Below are 22,981 nucleotides of genomic sequence, written 5' to 3'. Positions count from 1 at the left end.
CGGCCCAGTTCCGGATTGTTGCCTCGACGGCGTCACTCGTTCTCCGGGACTGAACAAAAATCACAAGATAAAAAGATAGAACTTCGCCGGTGAAATCTTTATGAATTTTTTTGAAAACTTTCGGCCAGCATCTCCTTCAATCCGCTGAAACTGCCGTTGCTCAGGAGCACGACCACGTCGTCCGGCTGTTGTTCGGCCTCGATGAAACGGACAATATCTTCCGGATAATCCTCGCCTCCTGCGGCAAAAACGCGTTTGCCGTTCGCCTCCAGCTCTCGGCACAAGAGCGCCGCATCAAGCCTTTCTTCGGGGGCGTAGCGCTCCGGGCGGTTCACCTTGCCGAGCACCACGATTGCGGCATCTCCGAAGCATTCCGACAGTTCGTGCTGGAAGATGTTGCGGCTGGTGGTGTTGGAGCGCGGTTCAAAACAGGCCACGATACGCCGACCGGGGTAGCGCTCCGCAATCGCGCCGAGCGTCAGGCGGATAGCCGTCGGATGGTGCGCGAAATCCTCGATGAGTGTTACGCCGTCCGCATATTCGCCAACCAGCTCCATGCGGCGTTTCGGGCGCTTGAAGCTGCCGAGGCCCCGTGTGATCGACTCGAAGCTCACTCCGGCGCGGATTGCCGCCGCCGTTGCCGCAAGCGCGTTCATCACGTTGTAGTTGCCGAAGAGCGGCACCCTGACTCGTCCGATCGCGTCGCCATTGCGCACGACTGTGAACGAAGTGCCATCAGTATCTGTCGCTATGTCCGTCGCCGTCCACTCCGCGTTACCGTTCAGGCCGAAGGTCTCGACGCGGCAGAACGCTTTTGCGGAAACCTCCATTGCAACGGGATCGTCTGCATTGACGACGAGCAGGCCACTGGACGGCACGAGGTTCACCAGCAGGCGGAAGCTCTTCTTGATGTCTTCGAGTGAGTCGAAGATGTCCGCGTGGTCGAACTCGACGTTGTTGATAATCGCAATATCGGGGCGGTAGTGCAGAAACTTGCTGCGCTTGTCGAAAAAGGCCGAGTCGTACTCATCGCCTTCGGTCACGAAAAAGCCCGGCTCGGAGAGGCCCGACGGACGGCAGCCGTCACCGAAGTTCTCGGGAATACCGCCGATGAGGAAGCCTGGAAGAAGGCCACCCGTTTCGAGCAGCCACGCGGCCAGCGAAGTGGTCGTGGTCTTGCCGTGCGTGCCCGCCACCACGATCGAGGTGTGGCGACCGATCAGTTCGCGCCGTACCAGCTGCGGCATTGAAATCAGCTCCATGTGCTGATCGAGTGCATATTCAAGGTCAGGATTGCCTCGGCTGATCGCGTTGCCGACTACCACCAGGTCGGGTGTGGCGCTCTTGAGGTTCTCCGCCGAGAAGCTGTTGAAATAGCGGATGTTATGGTTTTCGAGATAGGTGCTCATCGGAGGATAGAGCTGCGTGTCCGAGCCGGTGACAGCATGGCCCATGTGCGAAAGCGCCACGGCGACCGAAGCCATTGCCGAGCCGCCGATGCCGATGAAGTAGATGGAACTCATGGATGGTTTTGCGATTAGTTGGAAATCTGTGAACTCTCGCCGGCTTTTTTCTTGCTCAAAACCGGTATCGATTTCGATGAATAATAGTAAGTAAAATCGACACTTGAGCAAAACAGAGCGCTGTCTGTCCGAAGTTTCGGGATTGAGTCGATGAATCCGTATAATATCAAATCGAATTTTTTCAGGAACATCATCTTAGCCCAATAAAATTATGCAGTTCATCGACCTCATCACCCAGAAAAACCGCATCCGCGAGAACCTCATGAAGCGCATCGAGCGGATCATCGACAGCGCCCAGTTCGTCATGGGGCCGGAAGTGCTCGAAGCCGAGAAAAAGCTTGCCGAGTACGTCGGCACGAAGCACTGCGTTTCGTGCGCATCCGGCACCGACGCGCTGCTCATTCCGCTCATGGCCAAAGGCATCGGCCCCGGCGATGCGGTGCTCACCACGCCGTTCACCTTCGTGGCCACCGCCGAGGTCATCAGCCTCGCGGGCGCGACGCCAGTGTTCGTCGATGTGCTGCCCGGCACCTTTAATATCGACCCCGACGGCGTCGCTCCGGCGGTCGAAGAGGCTCGCAAAAAAGGGCTGAATCCGAAGGCGCTGATTCCGGTCGATCTGTTCGGCCTGCCCGCCGAGTACGACCGCCTCGAAAAGGTGGCCGCCGAGCAGGGACTTTGGATTTTGGAAGACGCCGCGCAGGGCTTCGGTGGCACGGTTGGCGGCAGAAAGGCGGGCAGCTTTGGCCTCGTTGGCGCGACCTCGTTCTTCCCGGCCAAGCCGCTTGGCTGCTACGGCGACGGCGGTGCGATATTCACTGACGACGACGAGCTGCTTGAGCTGCTGATCTCCGTCCGCGTGCACGGGGGCGGTTCGGACAAATACAACAACGAGCGCATCGGCCTCAACGGCCGCTTCGACGCGATTCAGGCCGCAGTCATCAACGAAAAGCTCACCATCTTCGACGACGAACTCGATCTGCGCAACAAGGTCGCCGCCGCCTACAGCGCCCGTCTCAAGGGCCGCGTCGTCGTTCCCGAAGTGCCCGAAGGCTACACCTCCTGCTGGGCGCAATACTCCATACTCGCCAACTCGACGGACGACCGTACAAAGCTCATGGCGGCGCTGAAGGACGCGGGCATCCCCTCGGCGATCTACTACCCGATTCCACTACACCTTCAAAAAGCCTACGAAAATCTCGGCTACAAACCGGGCGACTTCCCGGTTTCGGAAGAGTTCAGCGCAAGGGTCTTCTCCCTGCCGATGCATCCGTATCTGAAGGAAGAGGAGATCGAGCAGATTTGCAGGGTGATTACAGGGGCGTGAGAGAAGTCCTGAGCTGATGAATCAAAGCTTTGGTCTAACGTGCAAAAAAGCGATGAAGTTGGGATCGATTGTTTTCTGGCTTCATCGCTTTTTTTTCCCCTATGATTGGGATGTTGCCATTTTCCCCCCATCCTTCGCCTCCCTTGCCCGCAGCCACATGCCGCCGAGCATCACCAGCAGGTTCACCGCGCCGACGATGATGAAGGGGGCTTTGGGACTCATGCCGTCGAAGAGGCGGCCTCCGGTGGTGGTGATGAAGAGGATGCCGATGGCTCCGCTGATGTTGAAGGCGCCGATGACCGAGCCGCGAGCCTCCTTCGGGGCCTCCTGGCCGATGAGCGATTGCGAGCCGAGGAAGGCGCTGATCTGGCCGATGCCGAGCAGCACGAAGAAGATGAGCGAGTACGTTTCGAGCGGGTTGCCGATCAGCGCCAGAGAAAGGTAGCCCACGGCGGCGAGGCCCATGCAGAGGGTGAGCGCCGTGACGCGGTTCCAGCGGTCGATGAAGATGCCGATGACCGGCGCCCAAAGCAGCGCGGCTGCCTGCGAAACGATGAAGATGAAGGTGCCTTTTTTGACCGCTTCGGCGGGTTCCATGCCCATGGCGATGCCGGTGGTCATGCCCCAAAGCGGCACGAAGGTGCCGATGATCGACTGGTCGCCGCGCGCCACGAACGCTGCCGCGTAGGAGAGCAGAATCCTCGGATTGCGGGCGTGGCGGAATCCGCTGGTAAGCAGCTCTTTGACCGGCAGGCGCTCCTCGTGGCGCACCGGGGTGCCGCCCTTGAGGCCCCAAAAAAGCACGATGGCCGTCAGTGCCGCCGTGCCCGCAACCGCCGCGTGCGCCCAGAGTCCAGCCTCGGTGCCGCTCATGCCGTCAGCCACGAGCGTCTTGGGCAGGCCACCGAAGAACTGGTTCAGGATGACGATGCCGAGTCCGTTCAGGAATCCGACAATCGCGATGAGCTTGCCGCGCGAGCGCTCTTTCGGGTAATCGACCAGCACGGTGGCCAGTCCGCTCGTCACGGCTACCACGCCGACGGCATAGATCATGCGGGCGACGGTGAGCTGGAACACGTTGGTCACGAACGGGTAGTAGAGGTAGGCGATGGCCAGAATGATGAAGCCCACGGCATAGACCGGCTTTCTGCCGATGCGATCCATGATTGCCCCGGTCGGCCCGAAGAGCAAGAGCGTCACGATCTCCGTCCAGAAGACCAGATCGCCGCTGATGGTGCCCTGCTCCGAGACCGGAATGCCGAGATGCTCGTTGAGAATGTAGGCCTGTCCGATGGAGACGAAGGTGACCATGCCGATCGAAAAGAACGACGCGAACAGGAACGCCCATGCATGGCGGGGCATTACGGACGCTGCCAGTTCGATAGGGCCTATTTTTGCGTGAGAGGTGGAGTCGGTCATTGGGCTGGAGGTGCGGTGGGTGTGGTTGACGATGCCGTTTTCAGATAAATCGATTTTCGGTGATTCGTCGTTTTCAGGGCAAACTTGCGTGTTCGTTCTTTACCAAATCCATCATCACTTTTCCCCGCACGCCTGCAATTGGCCGTCCTGCATGTGGAGGCAGCGGTCGGCGGTGGCGGCGAACTCTTCGTTGTGGGTGACGATGACGAACGCGGTCTGGCGCTCTTTGCTGAGCGTGGCCATCAGTTCGTAGAGCATTCGGCTGTTGCGGCTGTCGAGGTTGCCGCTGGGTTCGTCGGCGAGCACCAGCTTCGGGTTGTTCATGAGCGCCCGCGCGATAGCGACGCGCTGCTGCTCGCCGCCCGACAACTCCGAGGGGAGGTGGTCGAGGCGTGCTTTGAGGCCGAGCTTTTCGAGCAATACGGTGGCCCGCTCCTTGGCGGGCTTGAGCTTGCCGGTGCCGATGAACTCCGCCATCGCCACATTTTCGAGCGCTGTGAAGTCCGAGAGCAGGTGGTGGAACTGGAAAACGAAGCCGATCTTGCGGTTGCGGAAAGCGGCCAGTTCCTTTTTTGAGAGCAGGCAGCGGCTTCCCTGAAAGATTGGCGCTCCGTCGAAGCGCAGTTCGCCTTCGTCCGGCGTGTCGAGCGTGCCGAGCAGGTTGAGCAGCGTGGTTTTGCCGCTGCCCGACGCGCCGATGACAGTCACCATTTCGCCCGGCGCGACCGAGAGATCGATGCCGTCGAGAATGCGCATCGGCGGCTGGCCGGGCAGGGCGTACGATTTGACGAGCTTGCGCGCTTCAAGCATCAGGCGGGCCTCACCTGTCCCTGGCCGGTGATCAGCCATTTGTAGCTGCACAGCTCCTTGAGCGCCATCGGGCCACGCGCGTGCAGCTTCTGTGTGCTGATGCCGATCTCCGCGCCGAGGCCAAACTGTGCGCCGTCGGTGAATGCGGTTGAGGTGTTGGCGTACACCGCCGCCGCGTCCACGCGCTTCATGAAGGCGTCGATGGCCGCCTGATCCGACGCGATGATCGCTTCGCTGTGCTTCGAGCTGTGGCGGGCGATGTGGTCGAGCGCCTCTTCGAGATTGGCGACGGTTTTGATCGACATTTTCAGCGAGAGGAACTCCGTGCCGAAGTGCTCCGGACTGGCCATTTCGAGCAGCTCGTCGGGGTAGCGGCCAAGCAGCTTGTAATAGGCCGGTTCGTCGGCGTAAAGCTGCACCAGTTTCTCTTCGAGCAACTCCACCAGCACTGGCAGGTCGTCGATGCGGCTCTCGTGCACAATCAGCGTGTCGAGCGCGTTGCAGACGCTCGGGCGGCGGGTTTTGGCGTTGAAGATGATGTCGCGACCCATCGTGAGATCGCCGCTCTGGTCGAAGTAGGTGTGCACGATGCCCGCGCCGGTTTCGATCACCGGCACCGTGGAGTGCTTGCGGGCGAAGTCAATCAGCGCCTGGCTTCCGCGCGGAATGATGACGTCGATGTAGCCCACCGCGTTGAGCAGGACGTGCGCTGCCTCGCGTTCGGCGGGCAGGAGGTAGATCATGTCGGGATCGAGCTCCCGGTCGCGGATGACCGTCTGGATCAGATTCACGATGGCGATGTTCGAAAACGCCGCGTCGCTGCCGCCTTTGAGCACTGTGGCGTTGCCCGATTTCAGGCAGAGCGCGAAGACGTCAAACGTCACGTTCGGGCGCGATTCATAGATGATGCCGACTACGCCGAGGGGCACCGAGACCTTTTGCAGTTCGAGACCGTTGGGCAGCGTGCGCTCTTCAAGCACGCGGTTGAGCGGCGAAGGCAGGGCAGCTACGTTGCGCAGGTCGGAAGCAATCGCGTTCAGGCGAGCTTCGTTCAGGAGCAGACGGTCGTAGCGCGGATCGGCGGGGTCCATGCGTTCGAGGTCCATGCGGTTGGCTTCGAGGATCGCATCGGAGGCTGCGGGAATGCGGTCGGCAAGTTCGACGAGCAGGCCGTTGATGGTCTCTTCATTGAGTGTGACGATTTTGCGGCTTGCGTTTTGTACGGCCTGGAGTTGTTTGACGATGACTTCGTGTTCGGTCATGGACGCTGCTCCTTGAAAAAAGGATTGTTGAATGATCGTTGACGCAAAAGATAGTCAATATCTGGTAACTGGCGCAATGGCGCCTGCCGCGGAATGATTTTTGAATTGAAGAAGCACAACCTGGTTACCATTTTTTACATTTATAGTTGTACAACGCCAGCGCAAAGAGCATTTGGCTTTTTGGTGGCGCTTTTGTCCGTTGATCGGTAAACGATTATTTGAGGGAGGTTGTATGGCTGCGATGAATGAGGATAACCACCATGCGGCGCAACGCGCCCGGATGCTTCTGACGCAGATCGCGCCCAATTTTCTTGATCCGAAACACGAATGGCAGCGGATTTTTGCCGAGCTGTGGGGCACTTTTCTGCTGGTGCTCGTGGCAGCGGGCGGCCCTGTGGCGGCGACGAGTTCCGGCAACCATACCGGTGATGCGCTCCTGCCGGTTGCGCCCGGCCTCATGGTGATGGCGATCATCTACTTCATGGGTACGGTGAGCGGCGCGCATCTCAATCCTGCCGTTACTCTGGCGTTTGCCATTCGCCGCAATTTCCCCTGGGTTCGCGTGCCGGGCTACATCCTTGCCCAGGTCGCCGGGGGATGGCTGGCCGCGCTCTTTCTCGGCTTTATGTTTGGCGACGGAGCTGTTGCAGCGGGCTTGACCCTGCCCGGCCAAGAGGTTACGCCGCTGAAAGCACTCATCATTGAGGTTGTGCTGACTGCCGCGCTGGTCAACACCATTCTCGGTACCTCGTCGGGTGCCCGGAACATCGGCACCAACGGGGCGATTGCCGTTGGCGGCTACATCGCGCTGGCAGGCATGTGGGCCGCGCCGGTCAGCGGAGCCTCGATGAACCCGGTGCGTTCGCTGGCTCCCGCACTCGTTTGCGGTAATACCGGGCTTGCCTGGGTTTATGTTGCCGGGCCGATCGCCGGTGCGTTGATCGGCGTAGTCTTTGAATGGATTCTGAAAGGGCCACCCACCACCGCAGGAACCATCGCTGCGCAGGGCACGCTCGACATCGACGACAAGGAAGAGTAGTCGCCTGCCGGTCATGTTCCACAGCTCGATTTTCCGTTGTTTCTGTCGTTGATGGTGCACAGCAGAAAAACACCGACAGTCAGGAGTGAACGAAGCGAACCCGTGATTGCTGTTGTTACGATTTATTGAGTTACGGGGCATTGGGTTTCTTATCTTTTGTGTAGAAGATTTATAAATCTTCGACGGTATGCCGTGAACGGCTTTTTGTCCGGCTTAGCTCCATTTCTTGTTTTGATTCCGTTGTATTCAGTGTGCCAAACCTTGTCGATAGGGCTAAATCAACCGGCAACCATCCGTTTCGATCGAAATAAATGTACATGACCCGCGCCCTGCGGGATGACGTTTCAAGTGTTTTTTCGTTGCACTTTCCTCAATCATCTTTTTAAAAGGAGGGCTACTCATGAAACGGAGCATACTTGCGGTGATGCTTGCGGGCTTTTTTACTCTGCTGGCTGTCCAGCTCGATGCCGCAGGGCTTAAAAAGGCGCTCATCATCTATCACAATGATTGGGGCAACACCCCGACCGAGCTGAAAACCGAACTTCAGAGCCGCGGTTACATGGTCACCATGACCGATAGCGGTACCTCGGGCCTGAACGCGCTGACCACATTTTCCACTCTTCTTGCCTCAGGAGACCAGCTTGTTGTCTATCTGGCAGGCCACGGATGGAATCCGCGCTGGAACCGCAGTGACACCTCAAAGGGCACCGCTGCGTCGCATTTCATTGAGTTCAATTCTGGCACACTCTCCGTCAGCCAGCTTGCGCCACTGTTTGAAAAAATCGCCAACAACGGGGCGAGCCTGACAGTGATCGACGGCAGTTGCAATGGCGGTGAGTCGGTGCTCTACGGCATGGGAAAGAATTATTGCATCATGGCTACCACCGGTGTTTACTCTCCGAGTCTGACCGGCTTCCCCGTTCCTTCCAATGCCATCGATAAAGATTCAGCACCGGCGGCATTCGGCATGTGGTGGGACACTCATAAAACCGCAAGCTGGCTGAATGGGCAGATCGTGCTTGCCCTGCCGGAGCGCATCAACCAGCGCCTGTTCAGGAACGACAATACCGACATCACCAATCTGTCGCTCTTTCTGCGGCCTTCGATCGGTCTTCTGACCGGTCTCGACCTGGGCGGGTGGAACCTGCATTATCAGTATTGCTACCTCTACCGCCTGATCTATCCTGATGATTACGCCGCGCTTGATGCTGCGGAAAAGGCCAAATTCACCAACAGCGTCGATACCTACCTTTCCTCGATGCATGGCTATTCCGATCCGGCGCAAACCTTCTTCAGCAGGCTCGACAGCTATCTGAACAATTCTATGCTTCTCAACTCCGCCGCTTCGATCTATGCCGCCAGTTACACCAACGTCTGGAAAACCCTGGCCAACGACCCGGCCTGGAATGTCAGCGGCGAGCCCGGAAAGTACGCCTCGCAGATGAAAGGCGTGACACCGGATGCCTATGTCGGTACAGCGGGCTTCATGAAGATGGCCGGTGAGATCGACTTTCTGATGACCGTGCTCAAGACCGGCTATGCCGAGCAGGAAGATCTGCTCCGTCAGATCGATGCTGCGGCCAAGGATCTGTACGGCCCCGTCAACGTAGCCAAAATCATCAAACTGACTCCGGTTCAGAAAGCCTGGCCGCCGGAATCCGCAGAGCAGCTCAAGAAGTTCAACAACTTCGAGCGCTTTCTGCTCAACAGGTTCGAGCTGATCGACAGGAATCTGAAAATCGACCGGCGTAACCTCATGATGAATCCGTCAGCCGCGCCAGCGGGCCGGCCGGTGATGCGGCTTATGCCTCTTCGTAACCTCAATCAGCTCAATCAGCCTGCCGTTGCCGCTGGCGGCAAGTCCGATGCCAAACAGATAATCGACCTGAGCATGCAGAAGTACGAGCCGGGCTTCAAAACCGTTGTGCCGGTCGAGAAGGTCGGCATTTCGTACAACCTCATCAATGCCATGAAAAAGCAGAAGCTCGAAGAGCTGATCGGCAAGTTCAAGGCCATTTCGCCCACATTGTCCTATGCCGAAGGCCGCATCAGCTTTCTGCTGTCGGTCGTCGAGGACTCGATCAGCAAGGTGCAGGGCAGCAACGGATGCTCCTGTGAACAGAAAACTTTCTGAGCGCCAGGAAACAGCCTTGTAAAGCAAAAAGCCCGAATAACCTCTGCCAGGTTTATTCGGGCTTCTTGCTATTCAGCTGTCCGGCTGGTCACTGCCGCTATGTTACTGTTTATGCTTCTTGTTATTGTCAAGAAGAACCGGGCGGTAGTGCTCGAAATTTTTCAGAATCGTACACAAACCTTTGCTGACCGTTGTTTGCGGCTCTTCGCAGATGGTGACAGCGAGTCCGGTCTCGGACTGGATTTTCTTGTCGATGCCGCCCAATAACGCACCGCCTCCCGCCAGATAAATGCCCCGTTCGAGAATATCGACCGCAACATCGGGCTTGTCGGCAAGTACCTCGATGCACTTTTTGATTGCGGTCACGATCTCCTGCAGCGGCGTCGTGATGATTTCCCTGAGGGCCGCAGTGCTGATCTCCTGCGTATCTGGAAAGCCGGTCAACAGGTTGAACCCTTTGACCGTCATCCGGCTTTCCCGGTCAGACCTGTCGTTGGCAGCGATGTTCAGCTTGATATGTTCGGCGGCATATTCGCTGATGGCCAGATTGTTCTGTTCCCTCAAGCTTTCGATGATCGCATTGTTGATCTGGTTGCCTGAAACGGCGAGCGATTCACCTGAAACAATACCGCCAAGAGAGATGATCGCGATTTGCGTGGTGCCGGCTCCCAGATTGACGATCAGGTTGGCGACAGGCTCGAACGGGTTCAAGCCGGCGCCTATTGCCGCAGCTATCGGTTCCAGTACCAGCCAAGCCTCTTTGGCGCCCAGGTGTTCCGCCATATCGAAGAAAGCGCGTTTTCCCACTTCCGTGATGCCAAGAGGTATGCTAACCACAAGCCTGTGAATGCCGAAGAGAATCCTGGGCTTTACATGGTGCAGCAGCTCCCTGAACAGTTTCTTGGCATTCTCGTAATCACCGATAATTCCGTTGGTTACAGGCATGATGGTCTGCATGCCCGGATGCATTTTCTGGTGCATGTTGAGGGCCTCGTGTCCAAAGGCAATCAACTGGCCCGATTCGCTTTCAACAGCGACAATCGTCGGCTCATTGACCACGATGCCCTGATCCTTTATGCACATCAGGGTGTTTGCCGATCCGGGGTCAAGACCAAGGTCAACAAAGGTTTCTATGTTCAAGACGTTTCCTAAGATCATCCCTCAGGTTTGTTTGCAGTTGAAGAGCTACTGATTCCGATGTTGTCCTGTTGACTCTGGTAAAGATGAAAGGCTGTGTTTACATTGCCGATATGTGGTCTGATTACTATCAAATATCTCATATGTCAGTCGGTATGGAATGGGCTTCTCTGTGAGACCTTCTTCGGACTACAGTTATAATAAATGCCAGAGTGGCAGAATTTGTTCACTTGCCGTAAATGTGAGGCGGTCGGTAATGTTGAGGCTGATAAGCCGCTGAGCGAACTTTTTTGATCGCGAACCAGTATCTTGAATGAGCCAGTCTTGTCCCGTCCGATTCATTTCTTTTCAACGTTATTATCCGGAAAAGCCATGCGCGCAACAGTCTCTTTCGACAGGAATCTGCCACTTATCGGTGTCAACGAAAAAGGGCAGCACACGTTTTTCGATGGAAAGCTTGACCCTTCGATTCCTGCCATTTATGCCTCTCCCATGGAGATTATGCTCCAGTCGCTTGCGGCCTGTTCCATGATGGACATCATCGCCATTATCGGAAAAATGAGAAAGGAGCTGGTCACCCTCGATGCCTCGCTCAAAGCTGCTCGTGCTGAAAACCATCCGAAAGTTTTTACCTCGATTCATGTCAGCTTCAGGATGTGCAGTCCTGATTGCACCAAGGCGGATATCGACAAAGCCGTCGGGCTTTCGATGGAAAAATACTGCAGCGTGGCTGCCATGCTCAAGGCGTCGGGATGCAAGCTTACCTGGGACACGAAAGTCGTTGCCGAGTGAGTGCCCGGAATATTTTCCCACTCTTTTCTCCCGATCCCTGGATTATCGTTTGTTGGGCCTCAGCCTTTTGCAGGTTATAGCTTCAACAGAAGCGTCTCTTTCCCGGTGGCGCTTGTGAATTTGATGTATTTTCTTTGCCTATCAATGAGTTCATGCCGGGCCGTTATTTCCCGATTTCCTGCCATGTTAAGCGGCCTTCGATTCGACCTGTAGTCAGTACGTCTCTTTGTTGCTCTGCGCGATCCGATACCTGTTGATACTTTGTTCCTGAGATTGCCTGTCGTTCTATCAAAACGACGAGGAGGGAACTCATGAGCCGGAAGTTCAGAGCGGTTTTTGCGTTGCTGTATCTGGTTGCGGCGGCGGCGTGTTCGCAGGTTCATTACGTCACGGCTGACAAGATCAGGGAAACGCTTCCTCCTGCACCGATTGTCGCCGGATTCGATATCGACGACACCGTTCTCTTCTCCAGCTCCAGCTTTTACTATGGCGTGAACAATCACGACGGCCCCAATGGCAGAAACAAATACCTCACAGGCGGCAGCTTGTGGCATTCCTCGGTGTTCTGGAACGATATGAATCGTTAGTTCAACAAATTAAGCATCCCGAAAGCTTCCGGCAATGCGCTGATCCAGATGCACAAGCAGAGGGGAGACACGATTTTCTTCATCACCGCCCGTGACAGCTCGAAGGTCAACATTGTGCCGAAAATCCTCGAGCCATGTTTCGACTTGAAGAAGGCCGAGGTGATTTTCACCTGCAACCAATCCAAAACGCCTTCGATTACGGCTAAACAGGTGAAGGTTTACTACGGCGACTCCGACACCGACATTACCGCTGCGAAAGAGGCCGACGCCCGTCCGATTCGCGTCCTCCGTTCGCCGCTTTCGACGAACAAGACTTCGTACAAGGAGGTTGGAACGCTTGGCGAGGCGGCGTTGAGGGATTCGGAGAATTGATGGATTGGGTTGCTAAAGGTTGTTATAAGTATTACCTTTTTGCAAAAGGAGGTTTAGATATGTCAAAAACAAAGACTAAGGGCGTCAAATTAGACGACACCACCCATAAACGGCTTGAGGAATTGGCTCGAATCCGTGACAGGTCCCCCCACTGGCTTATGTGCCGAGCTATCGAAACCTATCTGGATCGCGAGGAAAAGTACGAGGAGGAAAAGCGTGAGGATATGGATCGCTGGGAGCGTTATCAATTGACCGGGATTGCTGTAACTCATGAAAAAGCCGCTGAATGGCTTGAAAATCTGGCAGAAGGGAAGGTGACCGCGTGCCCGAGATAAAATGGCTTCCGGAAGCATTGGTAGATGTTGAACGACTTCATGCATTCTTGCATGAAAAAAGCCCTGATGCAGCATCACGAGCAGCAAGGGTCATTCTTGATGGCGCTGGTTTGTTGCAATCGATACCGGAAATCGGGCGTCCGATGAACGACGAAACGGGCAGACGTGAACTTGTCATATCGTTCGGAGCTGGAGCGTTCGTTCTCCGCTACATATGGGACAAAAACGATACAGTGGTTATTATTCGCGTATGGCACAGCAGGGAAAACAGGTGAGAATAGTGTTTTTATTTATTGGGATTTGTCAGTTAGAACAGGGGGGTAATTATGACTATTCGAAAATAGCAATGATTAAAACCAGAATAAGCATAGCCACAGTTTGGTATATGCCGCCAGACTTTAACAGAAAAAAGATTAAAGATTGAAGGTCTTCTGTTTTTGAAATAGTTGATGAAATCGAAAGCTATACAATATCCTGGAATTCAGATGGTGACGGCTGGGAATTTACCGATAACGCCCTTGAAAAAGTTTTACCGAATAGATTTAATGGTGAGTTTCTGATCGCCATTGTAAATATCCCAATAGAGCATAATTGGTATTCAAGGCGTTTATCGGCTAATAGGGCCGTCATTTCTTTTCACGAGATAAAGGAAATCCTTAGATTTTTCAATATCCCTCTGGAAAATATCGTATATCGTCTTCTTTATGCATATACCTTGGCTTATAAGCGTAATGAGAATCGTATTCTAGAAACAGTGGAAATTTCAAGTTATACTCATGATGAGGCGAGGTGTTGTTTGTTTGATATGAATGGGATTAAATGTGATGTTGTATATTTGTGTCACAATCCCATAATCTGCTCAGATTGTGTGGAGCGGTTAAGGAGGGAACGAGTCTCTGACGAAATGATTGCTCTATGTCAAAATGAAATTAAGCGAATAAGGAAGTCGATGTTTTATAGAATTGCAGACTTTATTAAAAAAATCCATCCGGGGCACTTGCTATTTCTGGAATAACTTCAATCGTTTTAGGTGTTGTTGGATCTGTGCTCAGCTCATATGTATTTGAGGTTATTAATAAAGCTTCAGTTTCTCCGTAGGTTAATCTTTTGAGCGGCTTTTTTTGTACTGATGTAGTCAAATGGGAATTTATTTTTGGTAATCCTTCAGATTATTTAGCTTCATTTCCATCCTTCATCATTCTTTCTCACCATCTGAATCACCAGTTTCATTCCACAAGCCTGAGCGTATCTGCGGAGGGTGTTCAGCGATGGGGAGTGGGCCTGGCTGCCAAGGCTGGATTCGATTCTTCCTACAATCGGTTGCGACACACCCATTCGAGAGGCAATTTCTGCTTGGGTCAAGTACCGTGTTTTCGTTTCCAGCAAAGTCAGCTCATGTCTACTACCGCCTGCTTTTCAGTACAACCTGGCGCATCAGTAAAACCACAAGTATCACCGCAGCAACGATCAGCATGGCGGCTGTTGCTGTGATCCAGTTGCCTCCTGCGAGGAGGGCGATGGGGTTCCATGAGGCTTCGGTGGTGATGCGGCCTTCGGGTTTGGCGTAGCGTTCGGGTATCGTTGCAATGCCGTTCTTTTTCGGGAACGACGAGAGGTATTCGGCGAGGGCGACCCATTCGCGCAGCGGCTCTCCATTCCGTGTTACCGTAAGCTTGTTTTCATCTTTTTTGCCCACCGGATTGCCAGCTTTGTCTCTCGGCGTGATCGTCAGGAGCCCGAAAGATTTTGTGTCGATCAGGTCGATGAGGCTGGCCAGATAGGAGTTGATGGCCACGCTGTAGAGGCGCTCTTTTTCAATCAGTCGATAGCGGTTGTCGGCCCCTTCGATTTCGATTGAGGTCACGCGGTCGAACAGCACGCGGTTGGGGTTGTAGCTGAACCTGATGCCGGAGAGGCTCAGGAGGGCATCCTTTTTCGACGGGGCGATGCTGGTGTGGACTTCGAGCAGGTTTTTCAGGTCACTGCCAGTGAGATAAATGACCACGATGGTGTTGCCGCAATAGCCGTATTGCACCGGGCCGAGCGAGGCGGTCTGGAAAACGTCCGACACGCGGATGTCGCCTTTGAAGAGCGACGAACGGATGCAGCCGAGCACATCGACAGCGGTGTCGATATGGCGGCGGTGGCCCTCTGCCTCTTCGACGGCGCAGCGGTAGGCATCGGTGACGAGGTTGCCGAGACCGGTTTCGCCGGGTTTGGCATAGGTCTCTTCGATGGTCTGGCCGTTGAACGGCTGAAAGGCGAGCACCTGGTCGAAGCGGTAGCCGAAGTGCGAGAGGTAGCGCTCTTCGACGAGACTCCGGAAGCCGTCGATGGTGCGGGCGATATTCCGGTCTTCCGGCACGCTCGCATCGATTTTCCGCAGGTGGTATCCCGTCACCTCAATCTTGCGGTTCTTACCGACCTTCAGATCAAGCACGCCGAGCCATGTGCCGTACGATCCGGCGGAGACGATGAGCGTTTTTCCCGCCTTGATCGGCAACTGCAGAATCGTGTGGGTGTGGCCGCTGACGATGACGTCGATGCCGGGTGCGGCAGTGGCGAGTTTTTCATCTTCGGAGTGTGCTTTGTCCGGACTGGTGCCGCTGTGCGACAGGCAGATGACGAGGTCAACCTTTTCGCGCTCCTTCAGAATCTTCACGGTTTTTCTTGCTGCTTCGACTGGATCGGAGAAGGTGACTGGTCTGGCGAAGCTCGCGTCTTCGGCTGCATCCTTGCCGAGCAGACCGAAAATGCCGATGTGCAGCCCGTTGCGCTCGATGACCGTATAATCGCGCACCGGGTAGTCGCGAAAAACCTGTTTCAGCGTGTCGTCGCCCGGGTCGCTGTCGCTGAAGCGGAGGTTCGAGATGACCAGTTGAGGCAGCACCTGCGCTTTGGCGCGCGCGGCGCGGAGCATTCCGGCAGCACCGGATGGGCGGAAGTCGAAATCGTGGTTGCCGAAGTTGGCGACGTCGTAACCCATCGCGCCCATCAGGCGAAGTTCAAGTGCTTGCTCCGGCAGGACGGTATGGTAGAGCGTCCCCTGGGTGAAGTCGCCTGCATCGACAAGAAGCGTGTTCCCGTCCGTCCGTTTGCGCTCCTGTTCGATCGCTCCGGCCAGCCGGGCGTAGCCGCCGACATCCCGTACGGTTCCATTGCGTGCAATTTCGTGATGTGGCGAGAGGTGCGAGTGCATGTCGTTGGTGAAGAGCACGGTCAGCCTTTCCGGCTCTGCAAAAACAATCGTTGCCGGGAGCAGGTGCAACGCGGCGACGAGTGAAACGATAACCATCAGCAGCTCGAACCGGCGCGGTTTCACTGGCCGGTTTCCGGAATCCGGATGAAAGAAGCGGGGCAAGGTGTGGTGGTCGATCATGCGTGGATACTGATGTTGCTGGCGGGCTCGTTTGCGGTGAACAGCAAACCCCCGGCCTCGATTTGCTGAAGCCGGGGGTTTTGATCGGGCAATTTCTGGGCTGTTACTTTCTCAGGTACTGGAAGCTCGGGTCGGGACGGCCCACGAAGCAGGAGCGGGTGAAGCCGTACTTTTTGATGATTGCAAAGGCTGTTCTCGCTTCGCTTTCTTTGCCGCCGAAATCGAAGAGCCAGTGGCTGCCATCGACGATTTTCCAGTTTCCGCCGATGTTTCTGACCTCGATGGTGTTGGGATTGAAGCTCACGCAATCCTCGCCGGGCATGCTTCCCTGGGGCGCGTTACCGCTCACCAGCAGATAGTGGAAGCTTGGATCGGGACGGCCCACAAAGCAGGAGCTGTCCATGCGATAGTATTTGATGACTCTCAGCGCTTGCAGGGCTTCCGCTCTTTTATCGCCAAAATCGAAGAGCCAGTGGTTGCCATCGACGATCTTCCAGCGTCCATCGATGTTTCTGACGGTCGTGGTTACCGGGTTGAACGACACGCAATCCTCCTGGACGGCTGGCGCCGGCATGGGGATCGGGCCGGGCATTGGCCGCATCGGCATAGGACGGAACTGACGTCTGAACGTGTAGACATCCGTGTAGTTGCTGCGGTTGCTGTTGTCGGTGAAGCGGGTAAAAACTTCGGCGCGAATCATGTTGTTGCCCGCCGGTTTCACGACGACCAGCGTCTGGCTGAATCCTGTGGTGTAAACGGCGGAGACGGCCTGCGCACGCGTTTCGATCGGGCTGGAAACGTTCGGCGCGTAAGGGTAGGCGTTGACTTCGCCCCAGTCGCAATCCTGCGGGTGGCATTTGCCCCAAGCGTGCATTCTCAGGTCGTTGGCGTTCCCGGTGATGACCAGGGTCGTGATGCCCCCGGTGTTCGGATCGGTGTTTTTCCAGTTACCGGTAAACTGGTTCAGGGCCGCAAAGCTGATCGAATAAGAGAGCAGGAACATGATCGCCAGCGCGGCGGACAGGAAGGTTCTTTTCATGTATTCTCCTGTTAGTGGTTTATAGAGAGAATCAGAAAATCGGTAATGCACCAGAAAGTTAGAGATTCTTCTGCTCAATAAAAAATAACAGGGGTGCATTTCGGGTGGAGTTGAGAGGCTGCTTCAGTTATGCCGTTGAGACAGCCTCTCATATTGTGTGAAGCGTTTTCGATGCTCAATCCATGAACGTGACGCAATCCGGCTTTTTGGGCGGGGCGTCGGGCCAGGGAGTTGCCGGGTAGCCGACGGCTGCCGCGGCGTAGGGCTGGTAGCCTTCCGGGAAGGTGATGCCGAGTTCCCTGAACTTCGCCTTGCCTTTTTCGGTGGCATGGTACATCATGATGGCATTCGTCCAGCAGCTTCCGAGGCCGAGCGAGGTGGCGGCGAGCAGCATGTTCTCCATGGCGAGCGTGCAGTCGTACTGCGCGGCAAGCGCTCCCGGATCGCCGGAGATGATAACCATCAGCGGAGCATGGTAGAAGACGCTGAACCCCTCCTGTTTGGCGATTTCCCGCAGCGCTTCGTTTGTTGATTCGAGGAACGCGCTCTTGCAGTGCTCTTCGAGCTTTCGGAGCAGCTCGGGGTTGCGGATGACCGTGAAGTGCCACGGCTGCTGGTTCATGGCGCTGGGAGCGTGACGGGCAGCCTGGAGCATCAGGTCGATATCGGCCTTTTCGACTGGATCGGGACGGTAGGCACGCACGCTGCGGCGCTTGAGGATCGTGGAAATGGTTTCGTTCATGGCGCTCTCTGAATCTTGATTTACAACGAAAAAATGTGCCAACGTGAATCGTTTCATGGCGATCGCTTGACGTGGATACTCTGTCTTGAAGCGGGATCGAGCACTTGATAGTTCCGGTTCGCATGCAGATCGGCCAGGCGCATCAGCGACCGGACGTGACAGTGCTCGCGTTCGGGCGCACTCCAGCGGTAGCCGTCCGCTGGTTCCTTGCCGCGCAGGAGCTGGCTGAGCTTGGTTTCGTGGTAGGTGAGGTCGATGAAAACCCGCAGGTCAACTCTCTCGGTGCGGATGGCGTAGAGGCCGTCGATGACGAGCACCCGGATATTGTTGAAATCGGTAACCAGTTCATCGACCTCTTCGGTGATGATGTTGATGCAGGGCACGGAACCCTTGCGGTTCTGGCGGAAATCGTCGATGTTGCGATGCAACAAGTCCCAGTCATACTCTTCCACGCCGACCAGTTCGTAGTTGTTGCTGATCCGGTGTTCCCGGCGGTCGAGGGGATAGATGCGGTGGTAGTTGTCGGTATGGAGAATCTTGACACGGATGCTTTGAGCTTTGAGCAACAGGGCGAGCGAGTGAGAGATTTCCGGTTTTCCTGCCCCGATTCACCCGATATGGCTACGACGAACTTTCTGCCCTGTCCCTCTGCCTTTCCAGCAGTTCGAGGTCATCGGGCACGTGGTCAAAAATGGCTTTGGCCGCTGATTTGTGCTGATCGTTGATCAGCAGAACATCTTCCAGCATAGAGCGTTACTCCGTTACTTCTTGGTGGCGCGGCTGCATATTTAGGGCGCTTTCTGAGAGAAAAGTTAATTCTTTTCTTCGAGAATTTTTCAATGGAAAGTATGACGTGGCGGTTCAGAAGTGATTGGTGAGCTGCAACGGGTGTGCCGTGACTGGTGAGAATCGGGATTTGTTGTCTGTGTCCGGAGGCCGGGGGAGCTGACCGGTGGGGTTTTGATCCTTTGCTTCTGCTTGTTTGCGGATTCTGATGCGCTTGCCGGATTTGATCCGCTTGATGCGCAGGGCGTTTTTCGCGGTGGCGTTGACCAGAAGATAGATGTTGTTTCTTCCGACGCGGATATCGCATTTGCGGATGGTGAGGCTGTCGATGGTCAGATCGATGGTTCTGCTTGCTTTGGCTCTGGAGACCGCGCTGGTGATGATTTGCGGCAAGCGGTTGACGAATGAGCCGATCTGCACGTCGAGCCGCGTGGCGATGCTGTCGCGAATGGCGTCGTGCAGCAGGAGTTCGCCGGTGCGGACAACCGGCTGGCCGGTATCGAGGGAGTAGTTGAAATTGTCGATGCTGATGGTGTCGGTCGGTATGTCGTAGCGTGGCCGTCCGCTCATGATGACGTGGCCTTTCAGGTCGCGGTCTGTCATGATGGCTACCGAAAGCCCGCTTGACGAACCGTATGCTTCGACGCTGCGTACGACGATGTCGTATCCCGAGCGGCTGAAGCTCCGGTTCATGAAGAAATCATTGAGGTGCCTGTTGATGCTGGCGAAGGGGGCCAGGGAGTAGAAGTTGACATCGGAGATGGTCGAGATGCTGTCTCTTGGCGTTTGCCGGAACCGGGGCAGCGGCGTTGGCGGAAGCATCGCCGTGGTGTCGGTCAGCATCCTCATGCTGGTTCTGATGCGGGTGTTGCAGACTATGGCCCTCCTGTTCAGGGCGATGTTACCGGTGATGCTGTTGCAGCGGAAACGAAGCCAGACGGGCAGCGGCTTTCGCGTTAGCACAATCGGTTTTTGCAGATCATGCCAGACCTCGCCAATGGTGGGGGAGAGACTTGCCGCTTTGTGGATTTCGGAGTCGAGAAGGGCGGTCAGGCCGCGGCTGTTACCGGTGAGCAGGGAGTCGACGTCAGCCCGGATGTTTTTGCAGAACGGCCCGATCTTGACCACCGGCTCCTCTTCCCACCGAACATCCACGATGCGGAATCGCGTCCGGAGACGCCAGTTCCGGTCGAGCGAGATCGGCGTCGAAAAGGTGAAGATCGCTTTGGCGCGAACCGGCCTCACCAGCAGCTTGGCCAGGGACTTCCCGAGGCGGCTGTCGGTGAGCCGCGCTTCCGCCGAAACCGGAAAGGTGCAGAAGAGCTGGCGACCATTCGAGCTAATGGTGATGTTCTCCTCCCGGGTCAGGGCGAGGCTGATGCGCTCCTTGTGCTTTTCTTGCAGCCACAGGTCGGCGTTCAGAAAGTTGCCGCGAATCTTGCCGTTCAGGTAGTTGGCCAGTACGGCGTGTTCGATGCTGATGGGCAGGTTGCAAAACGATGACGGGCGTTCGAGTTCGACGTCGCTCTTCAGAGGCACGGGGGGTTTGGTTTTGAGGATCGTATAGCTTTGGTGCAGCCAGAAGCCGAGTGCAGCCAGCAGGCTGGCCACGAGGCCGGTGACGAGGAGGGCTTTTTTCATCTTGCCTGTTTTCCGGATGGAGGTCGGCAAAAGCTGGAGAACTCTTTGAGTAATATTGAAAATATAATACGCATTCTCACTGCAGCTTCAAAATGGTCGGGGAGCCGGTATGCGTGCAACAGGACGCGGGAAACCAAATATGGTGGCAAGATGTTCGGGCAGATGATTTCGATGAACTCTACTCCATTTCCGCCATGAACACTTACCGTATCGCCGTGTTTGTCGGCAGCATCAGGCGTGAATCACTGAACCGCAGGCTTGCCGACGCGCTCATCCGGCTCGCGCCCGCCGACTTTACGTTTTACCACCTGAAGATCGATGACCTTCCACTCTACAATCAGGATGATGAGGAGCATCCGACCGAAGCGATGCAGCGCCTGCGGCGTGAGATCGCCGAGGCTGACGGCCTTATGATCGTCACACCCGAATACAACCGCTCGATTCCCGGTCTCCTCAAGAACGCCATTGACCACGGCTCGCGCCCCAGCGGCCACAACGCCTGGGAGGGCAAACCGGCCGGCATGATCGGCGTGTCGCCAAGCGCTTGCGGCACGGCGATGGCCCAGCAGCATCTGCGCAATATTCTCGCCGTGCTCGATGTTCCCACAATGGCCCAGCCAGAAGCCTTCATCGGCTATTATGATGGATTGTTCGACGAAGCGGGATGCATCGGCCTGAAAAGCCGCGACTTCCTGCAAAACTGGATGAACCGCTTTGCCGCGTGGGTAAGGCTGCACGCCCGGCGAGTTTCTGAATGACTGGCGAAAAGACAGTGGGCGTTACGGCACCAGATACAGATGATCGTAGTGGATGACCGGCTTGTGGCCTTTCTGTCCCATCGCTGAGCGGGCTTTTTCGGCGGTGCAGGAGGCCATGCCGTAGCCGATGACCTTGCCATCTCCGGAGCAGATGCGGATGACATCGCCGCGCAGAAAGCTTCCTTCGACGTCGGTGATGCCGATGGGCAGGAGGCTCGTGGCCCTTTCGCCGGAGGTGAGGGCGTCGATGGCGCCCTGGTTGATGATGACTGCTCCCTTTTCGAGTCCTTCGCTGAGCGCGATCCAGCGCTTGCGGCTCTGCTTGGGCTTCTGGGCGATGAACTTCGTGCCGGTTTTTTCGCCCTTCGCGATCTTCTGCAAGATGCCCGGGGTGGTGCCGTTGGCGATGTGTACGGTGATGCCGAGGCGCGAGAGTTTGTGCGCAATGGTGCACTTGGTGAGCATTCCGCCGCGCCCGAACTCCGATTTTCCGGGGCGGATGTACTGGCTGAAGTTCTTCGAGTCGGGATCGATCTCTTCGATCACCGGGTTGCCCTCAGTTTGCGTATCGAACAGGCCGTCCACGTTGGAGAGGATGATGTGCGCATCAACCCGCAACATCGAGGCGATGAGGCCGGAAAGTTCGTCGTTGTCGGTGAACATCAGCTCGGTGACCGCTACGGCGTCGTTCTCGTTGACGATCGGCACGATCTTCTGCTGAAGCAGTGCTTCGAAGCAGGTGCGCATGTTGAGGTAGTGCTGGCGGTCGCGGAAATCGCCCTTCGTAACGAGCAACTGTGCGCCGGTCATGCCGTGTTTTTCGAAACGGTCGTTGTAGGCGTTGATGAGCCGGATCTGCCCGGTGGCGGCCAGCACCTGCCGCGTTTCGACCGGCGTCAGATTGCCGCTGAGCGACACGATGCCGCGCCCCGCGCCGACCGCGCCGGAGGTGACGAGAATGACTTCGACGCCGCCCTGCATGAGCGAGGCGATCTGCGAGGTCAGGCTGTCGAGAATCGCCGGATCGAGCTTGCCATCGCGCCCCGTGATGACGTTGGTGCCAACCTTGACGACGATTCGTTTGTAAACCGGATGTTGGTGACTCATGCCTGTTCGCCTTACTTCATGTGTTCCTGACTGAAATGCAATCCGGCGATGCCCGCGATGATCAGGATCAGGGAGATCACCTTGAGCGCGTTTATTCCTTCTCCGAACCAGAGCACGCCGATTGCCGTGATGAGCGCCGTGCCGAGCGCCGACCAGACGGCGTAGGACATACCGACAGGCAAAGTCCTGAGCGCCAGTGTGAGGAAAGTAAGACTCAGGCCGTAAAAAACGAAAATCAAAACCGATGGTACCGGCTTGGTGAAGCCCGCCGAGAGCTTCATGCTGGTGGTGCCGGAGACTTCGGCGACGATAGCGAGGATCAGGTAGAGCCAGGGCATGATTTTCGTTGTTTCAGGCTTTCTGTTTGTGCTTGTTTTTGATCCGCCCGGCGCAGGCCTCTTTGTCGAGGCACTCCCCGAACAGCTGCAAGCTGAAGCTGCCGAGCGAATAGCCGTGCTCTCCGCAGAGTTTTTCCATCATGCCGGGCAGTTCGCTGCTCGTTGCTTCCGACACATGGCCGCACTTCAGGCAGATGATGTGCAGATGGTTGGCCACGCCCCAGGATTTTTCGTAGTGGGTGTGCTTGTGGCCGAGATCGATCTTGGTGACGAGGTTGAATCTGAAGAGCAGGTCGAGGGTGTGATAGACCGTGGCCCGTGAAATGGCAACACCCTTTTCGCGCAGCCGGACAAAAAGTTCGTCGGCATCGAGATGGGTGTTTGTGCGATAAATCTCCCTGAGTACGCTGAGTCGCTCCTGGGTACATCGAAGCCCCTCATCCTTCATGAAAGA

General features: G+C 56.2%; 24 protein-coding genes. 9 read left to right on the top strand and 15 right to left on the bottom strand.

Going from position 1 to position 22,981, the window contains the following annotated elements; genetic code table 11:
* Positions 1-98 precede the first annotated feature (98 nt).
* Positions 99-1,523 carry a UDP-N-acetylmuramate:L-alanyl-gamma-D-glutamyl-meso-diaminopimelate ligase gene (mpl, locus tag NY406_RS05995; RefSeq protein ID WP_260533221.1) on the bottom strand — a complete coding sequence of 475 codons (1,425 nt, stop codon included), beginning with the start codon at positions 1,521-1,523 and terminating at the stop codon, positions 99-101.
* Positions 1,524-1,734: 211 nt separating this feature from the next.
* On the opposite strand from mpl, the gene NY406_RS05990 reads away from it, so the two are divergent.
* Complete coding sequence (locus NY406_RS05990; RefSeq protein ID WP_260533220.1) at positions 1,735-2,850, top strand: DegT/DnrJ/EryC1/StrS family aminotransferase; 1,116 nt, start codon at positions 1,735-1,737, stop codon at positions 2,848-2,850.
* Positions 2,851-2,949: 99 nt separating this feature from the next.
* Here NY406_RS05990 and NY406_RS05985 read toward each other — a convergent pair whose 3' ends face one another.
* From NY406_RS05985 to NY406_RS05975, 3 genes are all read right to left on the bottom strand, one after another.
* Entirely contained in the window at positions 2,950-4,269 is a 1,320-nt protein-coding gene (locus tag NY406_RS05985) for an MFS transporter (protein WP_260533219.1), read from the bottom strand.
* 114 nt (positions 4,270-4,383) lie between these two features.
* Positions 4,384-5,079 (bottom strand): ABC transporter ATP-binding protein, encoded by a 696-nt coding sequence (locus tag NY406_RS05980; protein ID WP_260633757.1) that lies wholly within the window; start codon positions 5,077-5,079, stop codon positions 4,384-4,386.
* The gene (locus tag NY406_RS05975) at positions 5,079-6,341 is read right to left on the bottom strand and encodes a glutamate-5-semialdehyde dehydrogenase (protein ID WP_260533218.1); all 1,263 of its coding nucleotides are present in this window, start codon (positions 6,339-6,341) and stop codon (positions 5,079-5,081) included. Before NY406_RS05975 ends, NY406_RS05980 begins: the two co-directional genes overlap by 1 nt.
* A gap of 232 nt (positions 6,342-6,573) precedes the next feature.
* Between NY406_RS05975 and NY406_RS05970 the strand changes: the two genes are divergently transcribed.
* Both NY406_RS05970 and NY406_RS05965 read left to right on the top strand, forming a co-directional pair.
* Positions 6,574-7,380, top strand: a complete 807-nt coding sequence (locus NY406_RS05970) for an MIP/aquaporin family protein (RefSeq protein WP_260533217.1) — start codon at positions 6,574-6,576, stop codon at positions 7,378-7,380.
* A 400-nt stretch (positions 7,381-7,780) separates the two neighbouring features.
* On the top strand, positions 7,781-9,514 hold the full coding sequence (locus NY406_RS05965; protein ID WP_260533216.1) for a caspase family protein: 1,734 nt from the start codon (positions 7,781-7,783) through the stop codon (positions 9,512-9,514).
* A gap of 102 nt (positions 9,515-9,616) precedes the next feature.
* Here the strand turns inward: NY406_RS05965 and NY406_RS05960 are convergent, their stop codons facing one another.
* Positions 9,617-10,672: a rod shape-determining protein gene (locus NY406_RS05960; protein WP_260533215.1), complete on the bottom strand. Its 1,056-nt coding sequence runs from the start codon at positions 10,670-10,672 to the stop codon at positions 9,617-9,619.
* A gap of 351 nt (positions 10,673-11,023) precedes the next feature.
* Between NY406_RS05960 and NY406_RS05955 the strand changes: the two genes are divergently transcribed.
* The 5 genes from NY406_RS05955 to NY406_RS05935 all read left to right on the top strand — a co-directional run bounded on the left by NY406_RS05955 (position 11,024) and on the right by NY406_RS05935 (position 13,012).
* A complete protein-coding gene (locus NY406_RS05955; protein ID WP_260533214.1) occupies positions 11,024-11,443 on the top strand; it encodes an OsmC family protein in 420 nt (139 codons plus the stop codon).
* Between the two features lie 311 nt (positions 11,444-11,754).
* Positions 11,755-12,030 (top strand): hypothetical protein, encoded by a 276-nt coding sequence (locus NY406_RS05950; RefSeq protein WP_260533213.1) that lies wholly within the window; start codon positions 11,755-11,757, stop codon positions 12,028-12,030.
* A gap of 48 nt (positions 12,031-12,078) precedes the next feature.
* A complete protein-coding gene (locus NY406_RS05945; protein WP_411267073.1) occupies positions 12,079-12,402 on the top strand; it encodes a hypothetical protein in 324 nt (107 codons plus the stop codon).
* Between the two features lie 59 nt (positions 12,403-12,461).
* Entirely contained in the window at positions 12,462-12,737 is a 276-nt protein-coding gene (locus tag NY406_RS05940; protein ID WP_260533212.1) for a CopG family ribbon-helix-helix protein, read from the top strand.
* Positions 12,725-13,012, top strand: coding sequence for a type II toxin-antitoxin system RelE/ParE family toxin (locus NY406_RS05935; RefSeq protein ID WP_260533211.1), 288 nt, complete (start codon positions 12,725-12,727; stop codon positions 13,010-13,012). Before NY406_RS05940 ends, NY406_RS05935 begins: the two co-directional genes overlap by 13 nt.
* Positions 13,013-13,916: 904 nt before the next feature.
* On the opposite strand, the gene NY406_RS05930 is transcribed toward NY406_RS05935, so the two are convergent.
* From NY406_RS05930 to NY406_RS05900, 7 genes are all read right to left on the bottom strand, one after another.
* Positions 13,917-14,072 carry a helix-turn-helix domain-containing protein gene (locus tag NY406_RS05930; RefSeq protein WP_260633755.1) on the bottom strand — a complete coding sequence of 52 codons (156 nt, stop codon included), beginning with the start codon at positions 14,070-14,072 and terminating at the stop codon, positions 13,917-13,919.
* Positions 14,073-14,139: 67 nt separating this feature from the next.
* Positions 14,140-16,116, bottom strand: a complete 1,977-nt coding sequence (locus tag NY406_RS05925; RefSeq protein WP_260533210.1) for a bifunctional metallophosphatase/5'-nucleotidase — start codon at positions 16,114-16,116, stop codon at positions 14,140-14,142.
* A gap of 103 nt (positions 16,117-16,219) precedes the next feature.
* A complete protein-coding gene (locus NY406_RS05920) occupies positions 16,220-17,155 on the bottom strand; it encodes a hypothetical protein (RefSeq protein WP_260533209.1) in 936 nt (311 codons plus the stop codon).
* Between the two features lie 175 nt (positions 17,156-17,330).
* On the bottom strand, positions 17,331-17,897 hold the full coding sequence (locus NY406_RS05915; protein ID WP_260533208.1) for a nitroreductase family protein: 567 nt from the start codon (positions 17,895-17,897) through the stop codon (positions 17,331-17,333).
* Between the two features lie 53 nt (positions 17,898-17,950).
* Positions 17,951-18,463, bottom strand: a complete 513-nt coding sequence (locus tag NY406_RS05910; protein ID WP_260533207.1) for a uridine kinase — start codon at positions 18,461-18,463, stop codon at positions 17,951-17,953.
* Positions 18,464-18,518: 55 nt separating this feature from the next.
* Positions 18,519-18,644 carry a hypothetical protein gene (locus NY406_RS05905; protein WP_260533206.1) on the bottom strand — a complete coding sequence of 42 codons (126 nt, stop codon included), beginning with the start codon at positions 18,642-18,644 and terminating at the stop codon, positions 18,519-18,521.
* Positions 18,645-18,758: 114 nt separating this feature from the next.
* Positions 18,759-20,324 (bottom strand): DUF4403 family protein, encoded by a 1,566-nt coding sequence (locus NY406_RS05900; RefSeq protein WP_260533205.1) that lies wholly within the window; start codon positions 20,322-20,324, stop codon positions 18,759-18,761.
* A gap of 194 nt (positions 20,325-20,518) precedes the next feature.
* On the opposite strand from NY406_RS05900, the gene NY406_RS05895 reads away from it, so the two are divergent.
* A complete protein-coding gene (locus NY406_RS05895; RefSeq protein ID WP_260533204.1) occupies positions 20,519-21,082 on the top strand; it encodes an NADPH-dependent FMN reductase in 564 nt (187 codons plus the stop codon).
* Positions 21,083-21,103: 21 nt separating this feature from the next.
* Here the strand turns inward: NY406_RS05895 and proB are convergent, their stop codons facing one another.
* Genes proB through NY406_RS05880 form a run of 3 tightly spaced genes read right to left on the bottom strand, consistent with a single transcriptional unit; the run spans position 21,104 to position 22,975 of the window.
* Positions 21,104-22,189: a glutamate 5-kinase gene (proB, locus tag NY406_RS05890; RefSeq protein WP_260533203.1), complete on the bottom strand. Its 1,086-nt coding sequence runs from the start codon at positions 22,187-22,189 to the stop codon at positions 21,104-21,106.
* Positions 22,190-22,200: 11 nt separating this feature from the next.
* The gene (locus NY406_RS05885; RefSeq protein WP_260533202.1) at positions 22,201-22,527 is read right to left on the bottom strand and encodes a DMT family transporter; all 327 of its coding nucleotides are present in this window, start codon (positions 22,525-22,527) and stop codon (positions 22,201-22,203) included.
* A 13-nt stretch (positions 22,528-22,540) separates the two neighbouring features.
* Positions 22,541-22,975: a Fur family transcriptional regulator gene (locus tag NY406_RS05880; protein WP_411267102.1), complete on the bottom strand. Its 435-nt coding sequence runs from the start codon at positions 22,973-22,975 to the stop codon at positions 22,541-22,543.
* Positions 22,976-22,981 lie beyond the last annotated feature (6 nt).

The organism is Chlorobaculum sp. MV4-Y, from assembly GCF_025244685.1.
In the GTDB taxonomy this organism is placed as follows: Bacteria; Bacteroidota; Chlorobiia; order Chlorobiales; family Chlorobiaceae; genus Chlorobaculum.
This window is presented reverse-complemented; position numbering and strand designations above follow the sequence as displayed.

Excerpts from the sequence above, each read along its gene's own strand:
- NY406_RS05970 (WP_260533217.1), top strand. The coding sequence starts at position 6,574 with ATGGCTGCGATGAATGAGGATAACCACCATGCGGCGCAACGCGCCCGG.
- NY406_RS05915 (WP_260533208.1), bottom strand. The coding sequence starts at position 17,897 with ATGAACGAAACCATTTCCACGATCCTCAAGCGCCGCAGCGTGCGTGCC.
- NY406_RS05905 (WP_260533206.1), bottom strand. The coding sequence starts at position 18,644 with ATGCTGGAAGATGTTCTGCTGATCAACGATCAGCACAAATCAGCGGCC.
- NY406_RS05895 (WP_260533204.1), top strand. The coding sequence starts at position 20,519 with ATGAACACTTACCGTATCGCCGTGTTTGTCGGCAGCATCAGGCGTGAA.
- proB (WP_260533203.1), bottom strand. The coding sequence starts at position 22,189 with ATGAGTCACCAACATCCGGTTTACAAACGAATCGTCGTCAAGGTTGGC.
- NY406_RS05940 (WP_260533212.1), top strand. The coding sequence starts at position 12,462 with ATGTCAAAAACAAAGACTAAGGGCGTCAAATTAGACGACACCACCCAT.
- NY406_RS05985 (WP_260533219.1), bottom strand. The coding sequence starts at position 4,269 with ATGACCGACTCCACCTCTCACGCAAAAATAGGCCCTATCGAACTGGCA.
- NY406_RS05930 (WP_260633755.1), bottom strand. The coding sequence starts at position 14,072 with ATGGGTGTGTCGCAACCGATTGTAGGAAGAATCGAATCCAGCCTTGGC.
- NY406_RS05980 (WP_260633757.1), bottom strand. The coding sequence starts at position 5,079 with ATGCTTGAAGCGCGCAAGCTCGTCAAATCGTACGCCCTGCCCGGCCAG.
- NY406_RS05885 (WP_260533202.1), bottom strand. The coding sequence starts at position 22,527 with ATGCCCTGGCTCTACCTGATCCTCGCTATCGTCGCCGAAGTCTCCGGC.
- NY406_RS05880 (WP_411267102.1), bottom strand. The coding sequence starts at position 22,975 with ATGAAGGATGAGGGGCTTCGATGTACCCAGGAGCGACTCAGCGTACTC.
- NY406_RS05990 (WP_260533220.1), top strand. The coding sequence starts at position 1,735 with ATGCAGTTCATCGACCTCATCACCCAGAAAAACCGCATCCGCGAGAAC.
- NY406_RS05955 (WP_260533214.1), top strand. The coding sequence starts at position 11,024 with ATGCGCGCAACAGTCTCTTTCGACAGGAATCTGCCACTTATCGGTGTC.
- NY406_RS05945 (WP_411267073.1), top strand. The coding sequence starts at position 12,079 with ATGCACAAGCAGAGGGGAGACACGATTTTCTTCATCACCGCCCGTGAC.
- NY406_RS05920 (WP_260533209.1), bottom strand. The coding sequence starts at position 17,155 with ATGAAAAGAACCTTCCTGTCCGCCGCGCTGGCGATCATGTTCCTGCTC.
- NY406_RS05960 (WP_260533215.1), bottom strand. The coding sequence starts at position 10,672 with ATGATCTTAGGAAACGTCTTGAACATAGAAACCTTTGTTGACCTTGGT.
- NY406_RS05965 (WP_260533216.1), top strand. The coding sequence starts at position 7,781 with ATGAAACGGAGCATACTTGCGGTGATGCTTGCGGGCTTTTTTACTCTG.
- NY406_RS05925 (WP_260533210.1), bottom strand. The coding sequence starts at position 16,116 with ATGATCGACCACCACACCTTGCCCCGCTTCTTTCATCCGGATTCCGGA.
- NY406_RS05975 (WP_260533218.1), bottom strand. The coding sequence starts at position 6,341 with ATGACCGAACACGAAGTCATCGTCAAACAACTCCAGGCCGTACAAAAC.
- NY406_RS05900 (WP_260533205.1), bottom strand. The coding sequence starts at position 20,324 with ATGAAAAAAGCCCTCCTCGTCACCGGCCTCGTGGCCAGCCTGCTGGCT.
- NY406_RS05950 (WP_260533213.1), top strand. The coding sequence starts at position 11,755 with ATGAGCCGGAAGTTCAGAGCGGTTTTTGCGTTGCTGTATCTGGTTGCG.
- mpl (WP_260533221.1), bottom strand. The coding sequence starts at position 1,523 with ATGAGTTCCATCTACTTCATCGGCATCGGCGGCTCGGCAATGGCTTCG.